Raw genomic sequence first — 18957 nt, forward strand, 5'->3', positions numbered from 1 at the left:
CACTGTAGGTGAGGCGGCCGACAGCGCGGCGGTTCTGCGAAGGTGTGCCGGGTCAGTGCGCGGGGACGTTGCCGATCAGCTCGACGGTGTTGCCGTTCCAATGGAATCGAACGTTGGTGTTCAGGCCGCTGATACCGCTGGGGTAGGTCAATGCCACCGTGTCGCCGGTGGTTTGCGCCGCGTCGATGCCGTTGAACCCGTAGGTGTCCGGCACTCCCTGCGGGATGAACTGGCCGAGGTGAAACAGCACCGCCCGGGTCGTCGCATTGACGGCGTTGGTATTGGCCTTGATGATCACCGCGGAAAGCTGGGCGCACTGGTTGTAGTTACCGGCCAATGGCTCCGGGTTCCAGGCCTGTTGGCTGCGTGGATCGCGGGGCAAGTCGGAGACCACTTTCGCGATCGTGGGCGAGGCCAGATTGACCGCGCACGGGTCGGCCGGCGCGCTAGAACCGGGCGACACGATTTCGGTCGGTTTGGGCGTGGCGGGTGCGGTGATGGACGCGGTCGCCGTGGTGGCTTGCGGTGTCTTGGCGACTGTCGAATCTCCAGAACCGCAGCCGGTCAACATCGCGGCGAGCAGGACGCCGATGGTCAGTGGCTGGACACGGCACGGTAGGCACCACACATCGCGCAACCGTACCGGCACCGCGTACCCCGGTGTGACAGGCATGCCGCGGTCGCTCGATGAACACCGCCACGCCAGTCGCGCTCTGTTTCGCTTCGACCACTAAACTTCTTGCACGATGACAGTCCCCGACGGCTCGCCTGAACCGGCCGCTACTACCTTTGCCGACCTGCAGATTCACCCCTCGGTCATGCGGGCCATCGCCGACGTCGGTTACGAATCGCCGACCGCGATTCAGGCGGCGACGATCCCGGCCCTGCTGGCGGGCTCCGACGTCGTCGGGCTGGCGCAGACCGGCACCGGCAAGACGGCGGCGTTCGCGATCCCGATCCTGTCCAAGATCGACGTCAACAACAAGGCGACTCAGGCCCTGGTGCTGGCGCCCACTCGCGAGCTGGCGTTGCAGGTCGCCGAGGCATTCAGCCGGTACGGGGCCCACTTGAAGCAGATCAACGTGCTGCCGATCTACGGGGGGTCGTCCTACACCGTGCAACTGTCCGGTCTGAGACGCGGTGCACAGGTGGTGGTCGGCACCCCGGGCCGGGTCATCGACCACCTCGAGCGTGGGACGCTCGACCTGTCGCACGTGGACTACCTGGTGCTCGACGAGGCCGACGAGATGCTCACCATGGGCTTCGCCGAAGAGGTCGACCGCATCCTCTCCGAAACTCCGGAATACAAACAGGTGGCGCTGTTTTCGGCGACCATGCCGCCGGCCATCCGCAAGCTCACCAGCAAGTACCTGCACGATCCGCTGGAAGTAACGACCAAATCGAAAACCACTACCGCGGAAAACATTTCGCAGCGCTACATCCAGGTGGCCGGACCGCGCAAGATGGACGCGCTGACCCGAGTGCTGGAAGTCGAGCCGTTCGAGGCGATGATCGTCTTCGTGCGCACCAAGCAGGCCACCGAGGAGGTCGCCGAAAAGCTGCGTGCCCGAGGGTTTTCCGCGGCCGCCATCAACGGCGACATCGCTCAGGCGCAGCGCGAGCGGACGATCGCCGCGCTCAAGGATGGAAGAATCGACATTCTGGTGGCCACCGATGTGGCCGCGCGCGGGCTCGACGTCGAGCGCATCTCTCATGTGCTCAACTACGACATCCCGCACGACACCGAGTCCTACGTCCACCGGATCGGACGCACCGGCCGAGCCGGACGTTCGGGAAACGCGCTGCTGTTCGTCTCCCCGCGCGAGCGCCACATGCTCAAGGCGATCGAAAAGGCGACCAGGCAAACGTTAACCGAGGTCGAATTGCCCAGCGTCGAGGATGTCAACGCGCAGCGGGTGGCGAAATTCGCCGATTCCATTACCGATACGCTCGGCGGTTCGGGAATCGAGTTGTTCCGCAGGCTGGTCGAGGACTATGAGCGCGAGCACGACGTCCCGATGGCCGACATCGCCGCGGCGCTGGCCCTGCAGTCGCGCGATGGTGAGGCGTTCCTGATGTCGCCCGAACCGCCGCCGCAGCGACGTGAGCGGCCCGAACGCAACACCGAGCATCGGGATCGCACGGACAAGCCAAGGCAGACAAGGGATTTCGCGACCTATCGAATTGCCGTGGGCAAGCGTCACAAGATCGGGCCGGGGGCCATCGTCGGCGCTATCGCCAACGAGGGCGGACTGAACCGCAGCGATTTCGGCCACATCGCGATCGGACCGGACTTCTCGCTGGTGGAGCTGCCGCCAAAGCTTTCCCATGCGACGTTGAAAAAGCTTGAAAAAACCCGCATCTCGGGTGTGCTGATCGACCTGAAGCCGGACCGCTCGTCCGGCAAGTCCTCGGACAAGCCCCGGCGCGGTGGGCCCAAGCCGCGCAGAAAAGACGCTGGATGACCCTGTCCGACGAACGGGACACCCAAGGCGGACTCGAGCAGGTCTCACGCGTCGACCGGGTCGCCTCCCTGACCGGTATCCGCGCGGTCGCCGCGATCCTGGTCGTCGGCACCCACGCCGCCTACACCACCGGCAAGTACACGCACGGCTATTGGGGACTGGTCGGTGCCCGGATGGAGATCGGCGTGCCGATCTTCTTCGTGCTGTCCGGCTTTCTGCTGTTCCGTCCCTGGGTGAAGTCGGCTGTCAGCGGCGGGCCGCCACCCTCGGTGAGTCGGTATGCGCGGCACCGGGTTCGGCGCATCATGCCGGCCTACGTCGTCACGGTGCTGATCGCCTATGTGCTATACCACTTTCGCGAAGCCGGACCGAACCCCGGGCATTCCTGGCTCGGATTGGTCCGCAACCTGACGTTGACGCAGATCTACACCGACGGCTACCTCGGTAAGTACCTGCATCAGGGCCTGACCCAAATGTGGAGCCTGGCGGTGGAGGCGTCCTTCTACGTCCTGCTGCCGTTCTTGGCGTACCTGCTGCTGGTGGTCATCTGCCGGCGAACCTGGCGCCCGCGGCTGCTCGTGGGCTCCTTGCTGGCGATGGCGTCGCTCAGCCCGGCCTGGGTGGCCCTGGTACACGTCGATCACTGGTTTCCCGACGGCGCCCGGCTCTGGCTGCCCACCTACCTGGCCTGGTTTCTGGGCGGCATGTTGCTGACGGTGTTGCAGGCGATGGGGGTGCGGTGCTTCGCGTTCGCCGCGATACCGCTGGCGGTCATCTGCTACTTCATCGTGGCCACGCCGATCGGGGGTGCGCCCACCACCTCGCCGGCGTCGGCGTGGGAGGCGGTGGTCAAGACCGTCTTCTACGCGGTGATCGCCGCGCTCGCAGTGGCACCGCTGGCCCTGGGCGACGAGGGACTGTACTCGCGCTTACTCGCCAGCCGGCCGATGGTGTGGCTCGGTGAGATTTCCTACGAGATCTTCCTGATTCACCTGGTCACAATGGAATTCACCATGGTCTACATCGTCCGGGCCCACGTCTACACCGGGCCGATGCTGTACCTGTTCGTCGCGACGCTGGTGGTGACGATCCCGCTGGCCTGGCTGCTGCACCGATTCACCCGCGTGCCCAGCTGACTTCCCCGGGCGCGGCCTGACCGGTCCTAGCCGCGTGTGCTGACCGGGCTGACAATAGGCACGACGAATTCCTCGATCATGGTCTTCTCGTCGGCTTCGTCGTCGCCCGGGTACATCAACAATGACGTGAGCACTCGCACCATCCAACGAGCCCGGCGTTGCACGGCGTCGGGGTCTTCGGGACCAAGGGAGTTGACGAATGCCGTTGCCAGGGCGGTAATTACTTCGGATTGCCCGGCCAGCTCGCCCCCGAGCGGTGGGCGGGTGATGGCGAACCAGGATGCCAATGCCCGGCTTTCGCGCACCATTCGCAATGTGGCGGTGATACCGGCGATCAGCCGTTCGCGCGGATCGTCGATGCCACCGATCTGCGCGTTGATCTCTCGGCCGAGCCGGCGTGTCTCCCGGTGCACGTAGGCGGTCCGCAGCGCTTCGCGATTCTCGAAGTACCGGTACAACGTTGCGCGCGAACAGCCCGCGGCCCTGGCTATTTCGTTCATGCCGATGGAATCCTGGTCGCGCTCAGTGTAGAGCTCCTCAGCCGCATCGAGTATCCGGTCGGCCGCTACTTCGTTGCGGCGCAAGGCAAGCCAGTCATTGCCTGGCGTGGAGCCGGCCATCACGACCCCAACGTGATCGGCACCGACAACGGACGCCGGACGTAACTGCCGCCGGCCCATACGATGGCGGACTCGTCGACCTCGAAATCCGGGCAGCGGGCCAGCAGCTCGCGCAGCGCCACCCGGGACTGCATCCGCGCCGCGGCCGCACCAAGGCAGTGGTGGGCACCGTGGCTGAACGTCAGGATGTTGCGCGGGCAGCGGGCGACGTCGAGTTCACCGGCGTCCGGGCCGTATTGGCGTTCGTCGCGGTTGGCCGACCCATACAGCAGCAGCACCCTGCGACCGGCCGGGATGGTGGTGTCGCCAATGGTGACGTCGCGGGTGACGGTGCGCGCCAGGCCCTGTGCGGGTGAGGTCAACCGCAGCAGCTCCTCGACCGCGTCGGGGATGCGATCCGGGTTGTCGATCAGCAGCCGACGCTGATCGGGATGTTCGTGCAGTAATGGCATTGAGCCACCGAGCATCCCCGTCACGGTGTCGTTGCCGCCGGTGACCATCGTGAAGGTGAACGCCAGGATCGACAGTGTCCCGGTGATGTCACCGTCGGCACCGACCCCGGCGGCGACCAGGTGAGAAATGGTGTCATCCTCGGGCTCGGTCCGCCGTCGCTCGACCAGTCCGGTGAAGTACGCCATCATCGACCCGACCGCGTCACCGACGGTTCCCAGTGCTTCGGAGATGCCGCCAGCGGCGGTGTTGGCGGCGACGATGGCCTGGGTCCAGCCATCGAACTGTGCCCAATCTTCCTCGGGCACACCGAGATAGTGCGCGACCACCATTGACGGCAGCGGTTTGAACAGCTCGGTCACGATATCGCCGCCGCCACTTTCGCGCAGCTTCTCGATGCGCTCGACGACGAACTCGCGGACCTTCGGCTCCACCGCCTCGACCTGCCGCGGGGTGAAGCCGCGTGCCACCAGTTTGCGAAATTCGGTGTGCAGCGGGGGATCCTGCATCACAAACGGCGGATTGTCTTTCAGGCCAATCAGTTCCAGGTCGTCGTAGTTGACGGTCAGGCCCTGCGCAGAGGAGAACGTCTCGTGGTCGCGGGCTGCCGACCAGACGTCGGCGTGCCGGGACAACACGTAGTAGTCCTGCTCGGGATGCTTCGGGGGCACCACGTGATGCACCGGGTCGTGGTCGCGCAGCGCGCCGTACATCGGCCAGGGATTCGGCCAGGTGTCGGCGCTCGCGAGCTGGAACGCGACCGGCGGATTGTGAGACATAACCGCAGTCATGTCTTATTCGTACGACATCACGCGGTATATGTCAACCATCGGCTGGTCGTCGAATGTGCGGCCAGCCGCAATTGTAGGTTCTCATCCAACATGGCGGAATTCTCATCTTCGTGACGTCGAAATGGCGGATCCGCCATAAAGATGAGAATCTGGTTAGTGGCTCTAAGCGTTAGCGTCACTTTGACGGTGCCCAACCACTCTCGGCCTTAAGCCGCCGGAATGGTGAAGTTCTTTGTGTACCAAGGGCGTTGATGGTTCCGTCGAGCGGAGACGGCATGGTGACATATCTCACGACGGTGCAGCTCATGGATATCAGCGGTTATCCATGAACGCGTCGGTCGTAACTCGTCGGATTGGAGATTGTGCCCACGTGTCGCATGATTCCGCTCGTTGGCGAGTCGTGAGAGCTGTTGCACGTGAGGGTGATTGGGCCTGAACGTCGAGCGCCGGGTTGCACTCGGCTGGAATTATGTGGGCCAGTGCAACAACCGGCGTGAAAGCTCCGTGGATACCGCTTCGTGGACCCGCTCTGGGGTTGCCATCTTGTTGACACAGCAGTACGAATGCACAGCAGCTAGCCAGTCATTTCCGTTACTCCTGTGACGCTCGCCGTTGCCCATGGTGCCGACGACGGTCTAGACCAATCGCATACCCTCACGCGAATGGCGGCGTAGGCTTTTCAAGCCATTTGCCGCAGCGTTTATCCCACACAGTAGGAGAGGCACATCCCGCTCCTCGGGCGGGTAGCCAGACGATTCTCCAATCCGCATCGGTGCGACACAACACCAGCAAGGAGCCTTCACGGTTATGAGCATCCCGGCTGCTCTATCCCTGTGGTCCGATGATCCTGCCGAAGATGATCTGTTGTCATTTGACGCGGTCGCTCACACCGTCACGGACGCGCTGCTCGATGTGACCTTGGACCCGGTCGCGATCGGGCTGTCTGGCAGCTGGGGAGTGGGAAAACCACCGTGCTGGGCCTCGTCGGGCGCGAGCTCGCCCATCGATCCACCGCCGAGCAGAAGATCCTGGTTGTCCGAACTACCCCTTGGCGCTACGACCCGAAGCCGGTAAGTGCCATAGGGTCTGGGCGAGACTCGCCCAGCCGCGCAGCGAGTCCGACGCGGGTGCCTCTCGCTTCACCCAAGCCTCGTACACCGAGAGTTCGATATTTTCGGCATGGTCGGTGTCAACGTGCCGATCCCGGTTCCGGTGGCCTATCACACCTTTGGCGGTTGGAAGCGGTCCGGCTTCGGCGATCTCAACCAACACGGGCCCGCGTCGATCCAGTTCTACACAAAGGTCAAGACCGTCACCCAGCGCTGGCCATCGGGCATCAAGGACGGTGCCGAGTTCAGCATCCCGACCATGAAATAGGCGAGCCCTTGATGGGCAACCACTTTGCCAACGTCCCAGCAGCTTCACACTCCAACATAAGCATGACGTGCCCAACGAAGCTCGCCCCGGCCAACTTGTCCGCGGCCGCCAGCCGCCCCTGCCGGAGCGCACCAGCGTGGCTGATGGACGCCAAGGCCCAGGAGTCCGGTTGACGACGTCACCCCGGAGTTAGGTCGTCCGCGGCGCCCGCCAGTCTGGCGCCGATCGCGACCGATGCGCCGACCGCGTCGATGCCCGCAAGATAGGTCGTCACCAACCTCGCCGCTGCAGGCTATTCGGCTAACCCGGACGTAATCGTCAGGGTGTGGGACGGTGTGAAGCCGGGGTTGGCCAGTGCGGTCGAAACTCCGCTGCCGACGGCTTGACTACCAAAGCAGCTGGGTCAATCGCGGCCAGGTGCCGCTAGATAACATCTAACTATTTTAATAAATCACTGGACGTCACAGCTGCGCCGTGGGTAGCCTACGTCCATGCTGGGCTCGTCTTGCGCCGCAATGATATCGGCTGTAGGGACGGCACCGGGCCGCCGTTTTGGCGATGCCAAATCCGAGTGCGCGGTCCCCGCCGAGGCTGTGCTCTGCTCGCACGAAGTACGCCGCCCCGCACTGCCACCTCGCGGCTAACAAGGAGGAGTTCGGACATGCACTATCGGCCACTGCCCGTGCCTGCCTCGGTGGTTGCCGCCGCTGTCCTCCTGGGAAGTCCAGTCGCGCATGCGGATGGCGACAACAACACGCTCATCCCGAACAATAAGCGACTCAACGACGGGGTCGTCGCCAACGTCTTCACCGTGCAGCATCAAGCGGGCTGCACCAACGACGTTAGGATCAGTCAACAGCTGCAACGCGCTGCGCAGCGGCACACCGAGGATCTGCTGAAAAGCCGCGCGCTCGCCGGTGATATCGGCTCAGACGGGTCCACGCCACAAGACCGTGCCGATGCGGCCGGCTTCCATGGTCCGGTGGCCGAAACGGTGGCGATCAATCAATCAATCGCAATCAGCGGTAACGACTTGATCAACCGGTGGTACCACGACCCAGCCTATTTCAACATCATGTCCAACTGCGCCCACAGCCAAATGGGGGTGTGGTCGGAAAACAGTCCGGATCGCACTGTTGTGGTGGCGGTTTACGGGCAGCCCCAAGGGGTCGGGGGGGCAGCGCCCGCGAGCACCGAGGGGCAGAACATTCCGCTCGACCCCAGCCCGGACTATGACGCGAGCGACGAACTCGAATTCGGTCTCAACTGGTTGCCCTGGATCCTGAGGGGCGTGTACCCACCGCCGGCCCACCCTCCGGAATAGCGTGGGGGCCGGCCGCCGTTGATGCCCAGATCTGAGGAGTTAGCTGGGAGTCCTAACACGCGACCTTTATCGTGAATGTGCCGGCGGCCCGCATGCTCGGGTTCTTGGTGTCGAAGCCTTCGGCGCTCCCACGGATGGTATACGTGTAACCATTCATGGTGACTTCGGCTTTGCCGTCGAGGTCGTGCGTGTAACTGCCGGTGAATCCGCCCAGATCGGTGATGTTGACTGCCTTGGCAGTGAGCGAATTTTGGTTGGAGACAATGGCGTTCGTGCCTGCGGCGGTGTCACCGGTAGTGATCATTGTTAACGGTCCAGCCGGCATGCATGTCACCGCATGGGTCATCGGAAGGGCCTGATCGTTGATCATCACCTGCGCGGTTCCGGCGGGCAGCGTTCCCGGCTGAGGTGCAGTTGCGCCTGGTGACGACGAGCATGCGCTGATGCTTGTTGCTACAACAACAGCTGCGGATGTGTTCTGGAACCGCTTGTGCACGAGCGCACCTCGCCTCATTTGGCCACCTGTGCCGATCCCGCGCTGCGCGTATCACCCGGCGAGCTTTTGGCTTGGTCGAATCAACGGTACCCGAACTTTGTGCCGTGGTCGCCGGATATTGCAATGCATTGGCTTAAGAACACCGTTAGGTCGGGGTCGATCCCGGACGTGCTCGCCTAAGACGTCGGCGATGCCGGTCATCGGTCGACCGCGCAAGCTTCGTGGATCTTACTGTTGTATCACGCCTTTCGGCGTGGTGATGCAACACGATAACGTCGTCATCCTGGTGACGTCGGACGGCAAGGGTCGTGGCAGGCGTTGACGGCCGGCCGCCACCGTTGTGAGTCGACGTAGCCGACGTGGCTATTGGCGAACCCGTAGCGACGCGACGAGAAGATTGCGCAACACGCCCTCGTCACCACCGTCTTCAGGCGTGGCGGGTTCGGCGATAAGGCTGAAGCTAATACGGACAATCCAGCGCGCGAGGGTGTCGGCCCGAAGATCGCGGCGAATCTCGCCGGCGGCGGCAGCAGTCTCGAGGCGCCGCACGAGCGCGTCGGCGAGTCTGGCTTTCCATAACTCCGAGCCTTCGGCGGCATGGTAGGCGGCGCCAAGGGCCTGGCGGTCTTCGACTAGTGAGCGCAGTATCGTTGAGCTGCGCGCGATTTCGATCCCCCGCAGACACGCTGCGACGAGCTGAGCCAGAAAAGGTTCGTCAGTCTGCCAGCATTGCTCGACGGCTTGCAACGTGGCGCCCAGGACTCGCACAAAGGAGGCCGCCAACAGAGCGTCCTTACTCGGGAAGTGGTAGTACACCGTCGACCGGTGCACACCCGCGCGCCGGGCGATATCACCCATGCGGGTACGCACCGGCCCCTTCTCGGCGTAGCAGGCATCGGCCGCGGTCAACAAGCGTTCGCGCGCCTCGTCCTCGTCCGCAGGTGAGTCGGCGGCCCCCGATTTCGCGCGAGTTACTCCGGCATCAGGGTCCACAACAGCACACTACGGTCTTCGCGGCATGGAGTTGGCGTGTCATTGACACGGCCAGCTGCCAGTCGGCAGTTGGAGTCCGTGGCGGACGGTGCGGCTCCCAGACTCGACCGCGGCACCGCCACGCTGACGCCTGTTGAAGGCGCCGCCGCTCCGTGCTCCTCAGCTCTGGCACGAGCAGGTCGCGTGGATACCAGCGACGTTATATCCGCCAGTTAACCAGTAGCAATCATCGAGCATCGCGTGGTGACCCACCGCGGTTCAGCGCCCAGGAGATTTTGCGGCAATGCATCCCAAAACGATAATTATCAAATCCGATATATAGATAGATAATTTACTAGGCGAACTACCGGCGGGCATCTTTCCTGTTCGCGGAATCACCGCCGGGCTCGACGCAATAAGGCCGGCCGGCTGCCTCACCGCGGCGGGGATTAACCGCCCGGGCGTAAAGGGGCGGCAGTTGTCCAGAGCGCCCGGTATGAGGTTGGCGTTTGCGGCCCGACGGACGGATGCCCGGTAGTCGGACTTGTGCCCGGCGCATAACCGCTGTTCACCGCGTCGTCGCGCCTTCGGCGCGATCTAGCGGCTGCTGGGTCCGTGCTGGACTCCGCCCGCCGGAACCGGGACGTCGGGATGGCACTGTAGGCATACGTCATCACCCATTCGGTCTGATTTACGTTGGATCTCTGGATTTCTTAATCTGCCGCTCTGCGCAACAAGTACAACCCAATTTTGACCAATGTCTTCGCGAAACATACTTATTGCACGTCGGTTATTAAACTAGCCCGACGTCGGTCGGACATAATCGGCTCACAATGGCGCTATTCAATACCGACATTAATGCCAGTTTAATAGTTGAAATACTGTTAAGGCTCCCAGCAAACATGCTGCCGACACCTCAGTCGTACTGAAATGGATCCGGAAAGTAGTGACCCTCCGCAGTTTTCTGCCTGGCCGGCAGGTTGATACCGGTCGATACGTGCACGGTATTGGGGTGGGAGGCGTTCCCAAGCGAGGTCCGCCGCGGCTGGCCGCGAGCTCGCTCAGGGCGACGAGATTGCGACATCGAAGCCAGAATTGTCGGACCGCACAGCAAATCGGGATACTTGCCCAGACGTCCATTGGGTTGCGTCGTTAGTAGTAGGCGCTTCCTTGTTGCCGTGTGACAATGTCATGGTGTAGCGTCCCGCTGTGCTGTGGGCCACACATTAGTAGGCAGCGGGTTGTCTTTCCGTTGCCGGGGAGGATTCATCGTTTTAATGCGGGCTGAGTTTAGACACCAACGGGTGCACTAGTGGTGGAGACGGACACAGAGCCCATTCGGGCCGCTAGTGGCGCACCGGCGTGGGTCGAGGCGTTCACGGGGACTCGCCCGTGGGCTGATTCCGCAACCAAGCCGCTGCGCGAGGTCGGCAGCTTCTTCGCGCTGTCGCTCGACATCGCGGCGCAGATGGTCCGTCCGCCCTTTGCCTGGCGTGAGTTCATCCATCAGGCGTGGTTCGTGGCTCGGGTGTCGGCCGCCCCGGCCGTCTTCTTAGCGATCCCGTTCAACGCACTCGCCGTCTTCATCATTAACGTCCTGCTCGTCGAAATCGGCGCCGCCGACGCCTCGGGAACCGGCTCTGCGCTAGCCGCCGTGGTTTACCTCGGGCCCATCACGGCGGTGTTGGTAGTCGCCGGTACTGGCGCGACCGCCATGTGTGCCGACCTGGGCGCTCGCACCATCCGCGAAGAAGTCGACGCCATGCGAGTGATGGGAATCAACCCGGTGCAACGGCTTCTGGTGCCCAGGGTGCTGGCATTGGGGCTCAACGGGCTGGTGTTGAACGCCATCATCACCATCGTCGGCCTGGTGACCGAATACTTATTCTCCGTCTACTTTCAGCACATCAATCCCGGCTCGTACACGGCCAGCCTCACGCTGCTCGTCGGGCTGACCGACGTGCTCATCGCTTTCGCCAAGGCGATGCTGTTCGGTCTCATCGCGGGCCTCATTGCGTGCTACAAAGGCATCACCGTGGGCGGCGGTCCGCAAGGCGTCGGCAACGCGGTGAACGAGACCGTGGTGTACACGTTCATGGCGTTGTTCGTGATCAACGTGGTGCTGACCGCGATTACCGCCCAGGCGACGTTGTGACCGCGATCCCGGCGGCGCGCCGGCTGCCGCAGCTGACGAATCGAGTCCGCGGTTTTGTCGACGGATGGAACCGCCTCGGAAGCCAGACCGCGTTCTACGTCAAAGCCCTTGGCTTCGTGTGGGAGGCCTGCGTCCGGTACAAAGCGGAGACGCTGCGCCTGATCGCCAACATGAGTCTGGGCGTCGGGGCGTTGGCCATCATCGGGGGCACCGTGGTCATCGTCGCCACCTTGACGATGTCAACCGGTGGACTCGTTGGCATCCAGCTCTACCGATCGCTATCCGATGTCGGGGTGCAGGCGTTGAGCGGTTTCGCCTCCGCTTACATCAACACGCGTATCAGCTCGCCACTGATCGCCGATATCGGCTTGGCGGCCACAATCGGCGCCGGCGCCACAGCGCAACTGGGCGCCATGCGGATCAACGAGGAGATCGACGCGCTCGAGGTGATGGGTGTCCAAACGATCACCTACCTGGTCTCGACCCGGATAGTGGCGGGCGTCATCGTCGTCGTTCCGCTGTGGTGCGTGGCTGCGCTGGCCGGGTTTATGGCTACACGAGGGCTTGTCATCTTCGTCTACGACCAACCGCCCGGCGTGTATGACCACTACTTCAATACTTACCTGCAGCCCACCGACCTCATCTGGTCGTTGCTGCAAGTCATCGCCTCCGCCGTAACGATCATGCTGGTGCACACGTACTACGGCTTCAACGCCTCCGGCGGCCCGGCCGGCGTTGGTGAAGCGGTCGGTCGTGCCGTGCGCACGTCACTGATCGTGGCGGTCGCGGTGACGTTGGCGGTGGCACTGGCTGCCTACGGTGTGTCCGGCGACTTCCACCTATCCGGGTAGCGGCGATGAAGAGCAAACGGCGCGAGGCCGGTCTGCACCCGGCGATCTGGACCTTCATTCTTCTGACCTCCATCTGCGCGCTGGTCGTGCTGACGGTGGGTGCGTTCAACAGGGATTTCAGGCCCTATGCGCGGGTGACGCTGACGTCTGACCGGGCGGGGCTGGTCATGGAACCCGGAGCCAAAGTCAAGCTGCGCGGCGTCCAGGTCGGCAGGGTCGCGTCAATCCAGTCAGGGGATCCGGTGAAACTGCAGCTGGAGCTGTACCCGGAGCAGCTCAACTACATCCCCGCTAACGTCACCGCCGAGATCACCGCGCCAACTGCCTTCGGGGCCAAATACGTGGACCTGCTTACCCCCGCCCACCCAACCGCACAACGGCTGGCGGCGGGAGCGGTGGTGAAGTCGCGCAATGTGAGCGTCGAAGTGAACACCGTGTTCCAGAACCTCGTTGCGCTGCTCAATCAGGTTGACGTCCCCAAACTGAATGCGGTCCTCACCGCGCTGGCCGAAGGATTCCGCGGCAATGGTGAAGCGATCGGTGAGGCCACCACCGACCTCAACCAGGTTCTGCTGGCTATCAATCCGCGCAGCGAGACGATCCGTGCCGACTACCGCGCCCTCCAAGGGTTCAGCGACACCTACAGCGCGGCCGCCGCAAACATCGTGCGTGTGCTGGACGCCGCCAGCACGACGAGCGTCACGGTCACCGATAGCGCAAAACAACTGGACTCTTTGCTGCTCAACGTCAGCGGCCTTGCCCGCGGCGGTGTCAATCTGATCGGCCCGAATAGGGACAACCTCGTGCACGGCATCAACTTGCTCGAGTCCACCACGCGCCTGTTGATGAAGTACAACCCGGAACTGACCTGCACGCTGGTCGGTGGGAAAAACGCCCTCGATTTCGGCGCCGTAGCTTCTTCAGGGGGCTCGAACGGATACTCCGAGATCTTGGACGTCGGGTTGCTGCTCGGCAAGGACGCATACCGGTACCCACAAAACCTACCGGTCAACGACATCAAGGGCGGCCCAGGCGGCGAGCCGGGATGCGGATCTCTGCCCGACGTCGCTAAGAATTGGCCGCAGCGCTACCTGGTCACCGATTCCGGATGGGGCACCGGAATGGATGTGCGACCCAACCCCGGCATCGGCTTCCCCGGCTACACCAACTACTTCCCCGTCACCAGGGGGACGCCTCAACCGCCCAGCATCCGCCATCCGTCGGACCCGGCGCCGGGCCCTATCCCGTATCCAGGGGCACCGCCCTACGGTGCGCAGCTCTACGCCTCGGACGGAACCCCGCTGTATCCCGGCCTGCCGCCGGCCCCTCCGCCGGGCAGGCCACGAGAAACCGGCCCTGCGCCGGCAGGCTCCGAACCGTTCGTGCCCTCAGTGCCGTCCGGGGTTCAAGCAACGTGCGGACTCCTCAACCAGCCGTGCGGACCGCTACCACCGGCTGCGCCTGCGCCTTGACGGCCGAAGGCGACCGGTAGCAGAAGCCACAGAGGAAGGCAGATATGCGAGAGAATTTGGTAGGCGCCACGTGGCGTCTCGCCATCTACTTGGTCGTGTGCTTGTTGGGCGCGTTCGCGTTGGTCGCCGTCTTCGGCCAGCTCCGCTTTGAATCGGAGAAGACCTATAAGGCTGTGTTCGCGAATGTGTCCGGGCTAGAGGGCGGCAACTTCGTCCGCATCGCCGGTGTCGAGGTTGGCAAGGTCAAGAACATCTCCATTCAGCCGGATTCCACCGTGCTCGTCGAGTTCACTGTCGCCGACTCCGTGGTGCTGACCGAAGGCGCGAGGGCCGCCATCCGCTTCGCCGACCTCATCGGGGGCAGATACATGGCACTCGAAGAGGGTGCCGGGGCGGTAAAGAGACTGTTTCCGGGCGCGACCATTCCGCTGAGCCGCACCGAGCCGGCGCTCGACCTCGATGCGTTGATCGGTGGGTTCCGGCCCTTGTTCCGCGCTTTGGACCCCGACCAGGTCAACAAGCTGACCGGTCAACTGATCGCGGCTTTCCAGGGTCAGGGCGGCACGATCGGCTCGTTTCTCACCCAAGCCGCGGCCCTGACCAACACGCTGGCCGACCGCGATCAACTGATCGGCCAGGTCATCACCAACCTGAACACTCTGCTCGGTTCACTCGGTGGCCAGAGCAAGCAGTTCGCCAAGGCCGTCGACTCGCTATCCGAACTCGTGACGGGCCTCGAAGCCCGTAAACAGGACATCAGCAACGGGGTGGCATACGCCAACGCCGCCGCCGGGTCGATCGCCGACCTGCTGGCGCAGGCGCGCCCGCCGCTGAAAAAGGTTGTGGGGGAGACGGACCGGACCGCCGGCACCGTGTTGGCCGATCGTGAATTCTTCGACAACTACCTCAACAACTGGCCTGACGCGTTCAAAATCCTCAACAGGCAGGGCCTGACCGGCGACTGGTTCAGCTTCTACCTGTGTGACGCCATTCTGAAGGTCAATGGCAAAGGCGGCCAACCCGTGTATATCAAGGTCGCCGGCCAGGCCACCGGAAGGTGCACGCCGCGATGAAAACCTTCTCGGAACGCAACCCGCTCACCATCGGCGCCATTGGCCTCGGCATCACCTTTGCTGTCATGTTGCTAGCGTTGAACTACGACAAGCTGCCGTTCTTCCAGACCGGTCGGACCTACTCCGCATATTTCGCCGAGGCCGGCGGCCTGGTGCCTGGTAGCGCCGTTCAGGTGTCGGGTTTCCGGGTCGGTCAAGTCTCGAGTGTCGAGCTGGACGGACCGCGGGTGCTGGTCAAGTTCCACGTCGACGGCGGCGTCCACCTCGGTGACCGCACCGAGGCGGCAATCAAACTGAAGACAGTGCTCGGCACAAAGCTCCTTGCCGTCACCCCGCGAGGAGACGGGCAGCTGAGTGGCCCGATACCCCTCGATCGGACCAGGCCGGCCTACCAATTGCCCGACGCGCTGGGAGATCTGACCACCACCATCAGCGGGTTGAAGACCGATCAGCTGTCCAACTCGCTCGCCGTGCTGGCCGACACATTCTCGGATACTCCGCCCGATCTCAGGGCCGCGGTGCAGGGCTTGGCTCGGTTCTCGAAGTCACTAGACGAACGGGATAGCCAGCTGCGAGACCTGTTGGGTAACGCTAATAAAGCGACGAAGGTGTTGGGCGAGCGCAGCGACGAGATCGTGAACCTGGTCGCCAAGACCAATGCGCTGTTGGTGCAACTGAAAAGCCAAAGCAGCTCGTTGGACCAGATCTCCAACAATCTCTCCGCGGTCGCCCAGCAGGTGAAGGGCTTCGTCGCCGAGAACCGCAACACCCTCAAGCCGGCGCTGGACAAGCTCAACGAGGTATTGAGCATTGTCGACAACCGCAAAGAACGCGTGCAGAAGGCGCTCAGCGGGCTGAACAGCTTCTCGTTGCGGCTGGGTGAAACGGTGTCGTCCGCGCCGTTCTACGAAGCCTATGTTGCCAACCTGCTGCCCGGTCAGTTCGTGCAGCCGTTCATCGATGCGGCATTCTCCGATCTTGGTCTGGATCCGAACGTGCTCCTGCCCACGCAGCGCGCCGATCCGGAGGTCGGCCAGCCGGCGACGCCGCCGCTACCGATACCGTTCCCGCGGACCGGCCAGGGCGGGGAACCGCGCATGACCATCCCGGACGCCATCACCGGTAACCCCGGCGATCATCCGTGCGGTGTGCCGGGTGTGGCCCTGCCCGGTCCTGGCTGCTACCCGTACAGGGAGCCACCACCGGCCCCGCCACCTGGCGGCCCGCCGCCAGGGCCGCCGGCGCCCGCGATCGCGCCCCCAGACCAGCCAGGTGAAGGTGGCGGACGGTGAATTCACGTAACGTCAAGATCGGCTTGGCTGTCGCACTGGCGGTGCTGCTGGTAGGCGGGATCGCCACGGTGGTGCGGACCGCTGGTGGCAGCGGACGTACCACTGTCACCGGATATTTCGCGGATAGCACCGGCCTTTACAACGGCGACGACGTCGTGATTCTCGGTGTGCGCGTCGGCAAGGTCGAGAAGATCGAACCGCAGCCGAGCCGCGTCAAGATCACCTTCTGGTACGACGCGAAATACCGAGTGCCCGCCGACGCCAAAGCCGTGATCCTGTCACCGTCGCTCGTGACGCCGCGATCCATCCAGTTGACGCCCGCCTACACCGGCGGGGCGGTGATGGCGGCCGGGGCGGTGATCCCACAGGAACGAACCGCGGTTCCGGTGGAATACGACGACTTGCGCCAGCAGCTCGAGAAGCTGACGCAGAGTCTGCAGCCCACCAAGCCGGGCGGCACCAGCACCCTGGGGGCATTCATCAATACCGCCGCCGACAATTTGCGCGGTCAGGGCCCGGATATCCGAGACACCCTCATCAAGTTGTCACAGGCGATTTCGGCGATCGGTGACCACAGCAGCGACCTGTTCAGCACCTTGAAGAACCTGTCGATTCTGGTCTCAGCGCTGCGTGACAGCAGCGATCTGTTGCGACAACTGAACCAGAATCTGGCCGCGGTGACCAACCTGTTAGCCAACGACCCCAACGAGGTCGGAAACGCGGTTCGCGACCTCGACGACGTGGCCGACGACGTCCGAAACTTTGTGGCCGACAACCGCGAGACGCTGGGTACCACCTCCGACAGGCTGGCTTCGGTGTCCCAGGCGCTGAACGCAAGCCTCGACGATGTCAAGCAAATTCTGCATGTGGCCCCGACCGCATTCCAGAACTTCCTGAACATCTACCAACCGGCGCAGGGCGCGCTGACCGGAGCGTTGGGAGTGAACCAATTCGCCAACCCAATCCAGTTCCTGTGCGCCGCGATTCAGGCGGCCTCGCGCCGCGGCGCCAAAGAGTCCGCGAAGCTCTGCGTGCAATATCTGGCACCGATCTTCAAGAACCGTCAATACAACTTCCCGCCGCTAGGCGAGAATCTCTTCGTTGGAACCACAGCCCGTCCCAACGAAATTACCTACAGCGAGGACTGGCTGCGGCCCGACTATGTTCCCCCCCAGCCGGCGGTGCCCGCCCCCGGCGCTCCGCCACCTCAGCCCAACGGCCCGCCGGATGTTCCGCCGTCCCCGCCGGCGGCCGTCGCACCGGTGTCGACCAATCCGGCCGACGGCCTGCGCGGACTGATGGTGCCTTCGGGAGGTGGACAGTGAGTCGATCACGGCGCTGGTCTCGCGCAGCCATGGGGCTGGTGGGGGTGCTTGTTGCGACCGCGCTTTCGGGTTGCGGGTTCCGCGGCGCGAATTCGTTTCCGTTGCCGGGAACCAGCGGGAGTGGCCACGGGTCGTACACGATCCAAGCGCAGATGCCCGACGTCCAAAATCTGGAACGGAATTCTCGAGTCCGGGTCAATGACGTCACCGTCGGCACGGTGAGCAACATCGAGCTTCAGGGTTGGCACGCACTGGTCACCATGACGATCAGCGGTGACGTCGACCTGCCGGCCAACGCGACCGCCACGGTCGGGCAGACCAGCTTGCTGGGTTCGGTGCACGTCGAACTAGCGCCCCCCACCGGGGTCGCGCCCGAAGGCAAGCTCAAAAACGGATCGTTGATCCCGCTGTTGTCGTCCGACACCTATCCGTCTACCGAACGGACGCTGGCCGCGGTTTCGCTGGTGCTCAACGGCGGGGGCCTGGGGCAGATCCAGGACATCACGAAGTCTTTGAGTACCGCCTTCACCGGCCGTGAGGCAGATCTGCGAAGCCTGCTTGGGCAGCTCGACAAGTTCGTCGGCTACCTCGATGACCAAAAAGGTGACATCATCGCCGCAACCGAGAGCCTCAACAACCTCGTTGGTCAATTCGCCGACCAGAAACCGGTGATCGACAAGGCGTTAAAGACCATCCCGAACGCCTTGACCGTGTTGAAAGACGAGCGAAACGCGCTGGCCAACGCTCTCGGTGACCTGAGCAGATTCGGCGCGCTAGCCGCTGACTCGGTCAACAAGACCAAGGAAAATCTGGTCAAAGAGCTCAAGGACCTGGGCCCGGTGCTGCAGTCACTGGCGGATGCCGGGCCGGCGCTGACCCGTGCGCTGGATTTCTACGGAACCTTCCCGTTCCCCACGGGCACACTCAGCAAATGGATGCGCGGCGACTATGCCAACCTGACGGCGGTCATCGACCTGACGCTGAGCCGGCTGGACGCTTCGTTCTTCACCGGTACCCGGTTCGAGTGCAATCTGACCGAGCTTGAGTTGCAGTGGGGCCGCACCATCGGCCAGATGCCCAGCCCATGCACCGCGGGCGGTCCGTACAACCCCGGCAACCCCCTGGTTGTCCCGTATCACTTCGATCAGGGGCGCTGAC

At 63.5% G+C, this 18957-nt stretch carries 15 protein-coding genes and 1 pseudogene; 11 read left to right on the plus strand and 5 right to left on the minus strand.

From position 1 onward, the window contains the following. Positions 1-52: 52 nt before the first annotated feature. On the minus strand, positions 53-637 hold the full coding sequence (locus SKC41_RS14400) for an LppP/LprE family lipoprotein (protein WP_442931686.1): 585 nt from the start codon (positions 635-637) through the stop codon (positions 53-55). Positions 638-746: 109 nt separating this feature from the next. On the opposite strand from SKC41_RS14400, the gene SKC41_RS14405 reads away from it, so the two are divergent. Both SKC41_RS14405 and SKC41_RS14410 read left to right on the plus strand, forming a co-directional pair. Then, positions 747-2465 (plus strand): DEAD/DEAH box helicase, encoded by a 1719-nt coding sequence (locus tag SKC41_RS14405; RefSeq protein ID WP_330978192.1) that lies wholly within the window; start codon positions 747-749, stop codon positions 2463-2465. Continuing rightward, entirely contained in the window at positions 2462-3601 is a 1140-nt protein-coding gene (locus tag SKC41_RS14410) for an acyltransferase family protein (RefSeq protein ID WP_330978193.1), read from the plus strand. Before SKC41_RS14405 ends, SKC41_RS14410 begins: the two co-directional genes overlap by 4 nt. 26 nt (positions 3602-3627) lie before the next feature. On the opposite strand, the gene SKC41_RS14415 is transcribed toward SKC41_RS14410, so the two are convergent. Together SKC41_RS14415 and SKC41_RS14420 are read right to left on the minus strand one after the other, a co-directional pair. Then, positions 3628-4221, minus strand: coding sequence for a TetR/AcrR family transcriptional regulator (locus SKC41_RS14415; protein WP_330978891.1), 594 nt, complete (start codon positions 4219-4221; stop codon positions 3628-3630). After that, on the minus strand, positions 4221-5462 hold the full coding sequence (locus SKC41_RS14420; protein WP_330978194.1) for a cytochrome P450: 1242 nt from the start codon (positions 5460-5462) through the stop codon (positions 4221-4223). Before SKC41_RS14420 ends, SKC41_RS14415 begins: the two co-directional genes overlap by 1 nt. Before the next feature lie 1176 nt (positions 5463-6638). Between SKC41_RS14420 and SKC41_RS14425 the strand changes: the two are divergent. Both SKC41_RS14425 and SKC41_RS14430 read left to right on the plus strand, forming a co-directional pair. Further along, positions 6639-6839 (plus strand): annotated as a pseudogene (locus tag SKC41_RS14425) (aldehyde dehydrogenase family protein); the annotation flags it as partial. Between the two features lie 661 nt (positions 6840-7500). Further along, positions 7501-8163: a CAP domain-containing protein gene (locus tag SKC41_RS14430; RefSeq protein ID WP_330978195.1), complete on the plus strand. Its 663-nt coding sequence runs from the start codon at positions 7501-7503 to the stop codon at positions 8161-8163. Between the two features lie 52 nt (positions 8164-8215). On the opposite strand, the gene SKC41_RS14435 is transcribed toward SKC41_RS14430, so the two are convergent. After that, the gene (locus SKC41_RS14435; RefSeq protein ID WP_330978196.1) at positions 8216-8659 is read right to left on the minus strand and encodes a lipoprotein LpqH; all 444 of its coding nucleotides are present in this window, start codon (positions 8657-8659) and stop codon (positions 8216-8218) included. Between the two features lie 363 nt (positions 8660-9022). Further along, the gene (locus SKC41_RS14440) at positions 9023-9652 is read right to left on the minus strand and encodes a TetR/AcrR family transcriptional regulator (RefSeq protein ID WP_330978197.1); all 630 of its coding nucleotides are present in this window, start codon (positions 9650-9652) and stop codon (positions 9023-9025) included. 1396 nt (positions 9653-11048) lie between these two features. Between SKC41_RS14440 and SKC41_RS14445 the strand changes: the two genes are divergently transcribed. The 7 genes from SKC41_RS14445 to SKC41_RS14475 are packed head-to-tail and all read left to right on the plus strand — an operon-like array spanning position 11049 to position 18956. Beyond that, positions 11049-11786, plus strand: coding sequence for an MlaE family ABC transporter permease (locus SKC41_RS14445; RefSeq protein WP_330978892.1), 738 nt, complete (start codon positions 11049-11051; stop codon positions 11784-11786). Further along, entirely contained in the window at positions 11783-12637 is an 855-nt protein-coding gene (locus SKC41_RS14450; protein ID WP_330978198.1) for an ABC transporter permease, read from the plus strand. Before SKC41_RS14445 ends, SKC41_RS14450 begins: the two co-directional genes overlap by 4 nt. A 5-nt stretch (positions 12638-12642) precedes the next feature. After that, entirely contained in the window at positions 12643-14109 is a 1467-nt protein-coding gene (locus SKC41_RS14455; RefSeq protein ID WP_330978199.1) for an MCE family protein, read from the plus strand. 44 nt (positions 14110-14153) lie between these two features. Continuing rightward, a complete protein-coding gene (locus tag SKC41_RS14460; RefSeq protein ID WP_330978200.1) occupies positions 14154-15182 on the plus strand; it encodes an MCE family protein in 1029 nt (342 codons plus the stop codon). Next, positions 15179-16474 carry an MCE family protein gene (locus SKC41_RS14465; protein ID WP_330978201.1) on the plus strand — a complete coding sequence of 432 codons (1296 nt, stop codon included), beginning with the start codon at positions 15179-15181 and terminating at the stop codon, positions 16472-16474. The genes SKC41_RS14460 and SKC41_RS14465 overlap by 4 nt, the downstream gene beginning before the upstream one ends. Next, on the plus strand, positions 16471-17799 hold the full coding sequence (locus SKC41_RS14470; protein ID WP_330978202.1) for a virulence factor Mce family protein: 1329 nt from the start codon (positions 16471-16473) through the stop codon (positions 17797-17799). The genes SKC41_RS14465 and SKC41_RS14470 overlap by 4 nt, the downstream gene beginning before the upstream one ends. 29 nt (positions 17800-17828) lie before the next feature. Further along, on the plus strand, positions 17829-18956 hold the full coding sequence (locus SKC41_RS14475) for a virulence factor Mce family protein (RefSeq protein ID WP_330978893.1): 1128 nt from the start codon (positions 17829-17831) through the stop codon (positions 18954-18956). The last annotated feature ends 1 nt before the right edge of the window (position 18957 follow it).

Origin of the sequence: Mycobacterium sp. 050128, assembly GCF_036409155.1 — a bacterium.
GTDB lineage: Bacteria > Actinomycetota > Actinomycetes > Mycobacteriales > Mycobacteriaceae > Mycobacterium.

Excerpts from the sequence above, each read along its gene's own strand:
- SKC41_RS14405 (WP_330978192.1), top strand. The coding sequence starts at position 747 with ATGACAGTCCCCGACGGCTCGCCTGAACCGGCCGCTACTACCTTTGCC.
- SKC41_RS14410 (WP_330978193.1), top strand. The coding sequence starts at position 2,462 with ATGACCCTGTCCGACGAACGGGACACCCAAGGCGGACTCGAGCAGGTC.
- SKC41_RS14415 (WP_330978891.1), bottom strand. The coding sequence starts at position 4,221 with ATGGCCGGCTCCACGCCAGGCAATGACTGGCTTGCCTTGCGCCGCAAC.
- SKC41_RS14420 (WP_330978194.1), bottom strand. The coding sequence starts at position 5,462 with ATGACTGCGGTTATGTCTCACAATCCGCCGGTCGCGTTCCAGCTCGCG.
- SKC41_RS14430 (WP_330978195.1), top strand. The coding sequence starts at position 7,501 with ATGCACTATCGGCCACTGCCCGTGCCTGCCTCGGTGGTTGCCGCCGCT.
- SKC41_RS14455 (WP_330978199.1), top strand. The coding sequence starts at position 12,643 with ATGAAGAGCAAACGGCGCGAGGCCGGTCTGCACCCGGCGATCTGGACC.
- SKC41_RS14460 (WP_330978200.1), top strand. The coding sequence starts at position 14,154 with ATGCGAGAGAATTTGGTAGGCGCCACGTGGCGTCTCGCCATCTACTTG.
- SKC41_RS14465 (WP_330978201.1), top strand. The coding sequence starts at position 15,179 with ATGAAAACCTTCTCGGAACGCAACCCGCTCACCATCGGCGCCATTGGC.
- SKC41_RS14475 (WP_330978893.1), top strand. The coding sequence starts at position 17,829 with ATGGGGCTGGTGGGGGTGCTTGTTGCGACCGCGCTTTCGGGTTGCGGG.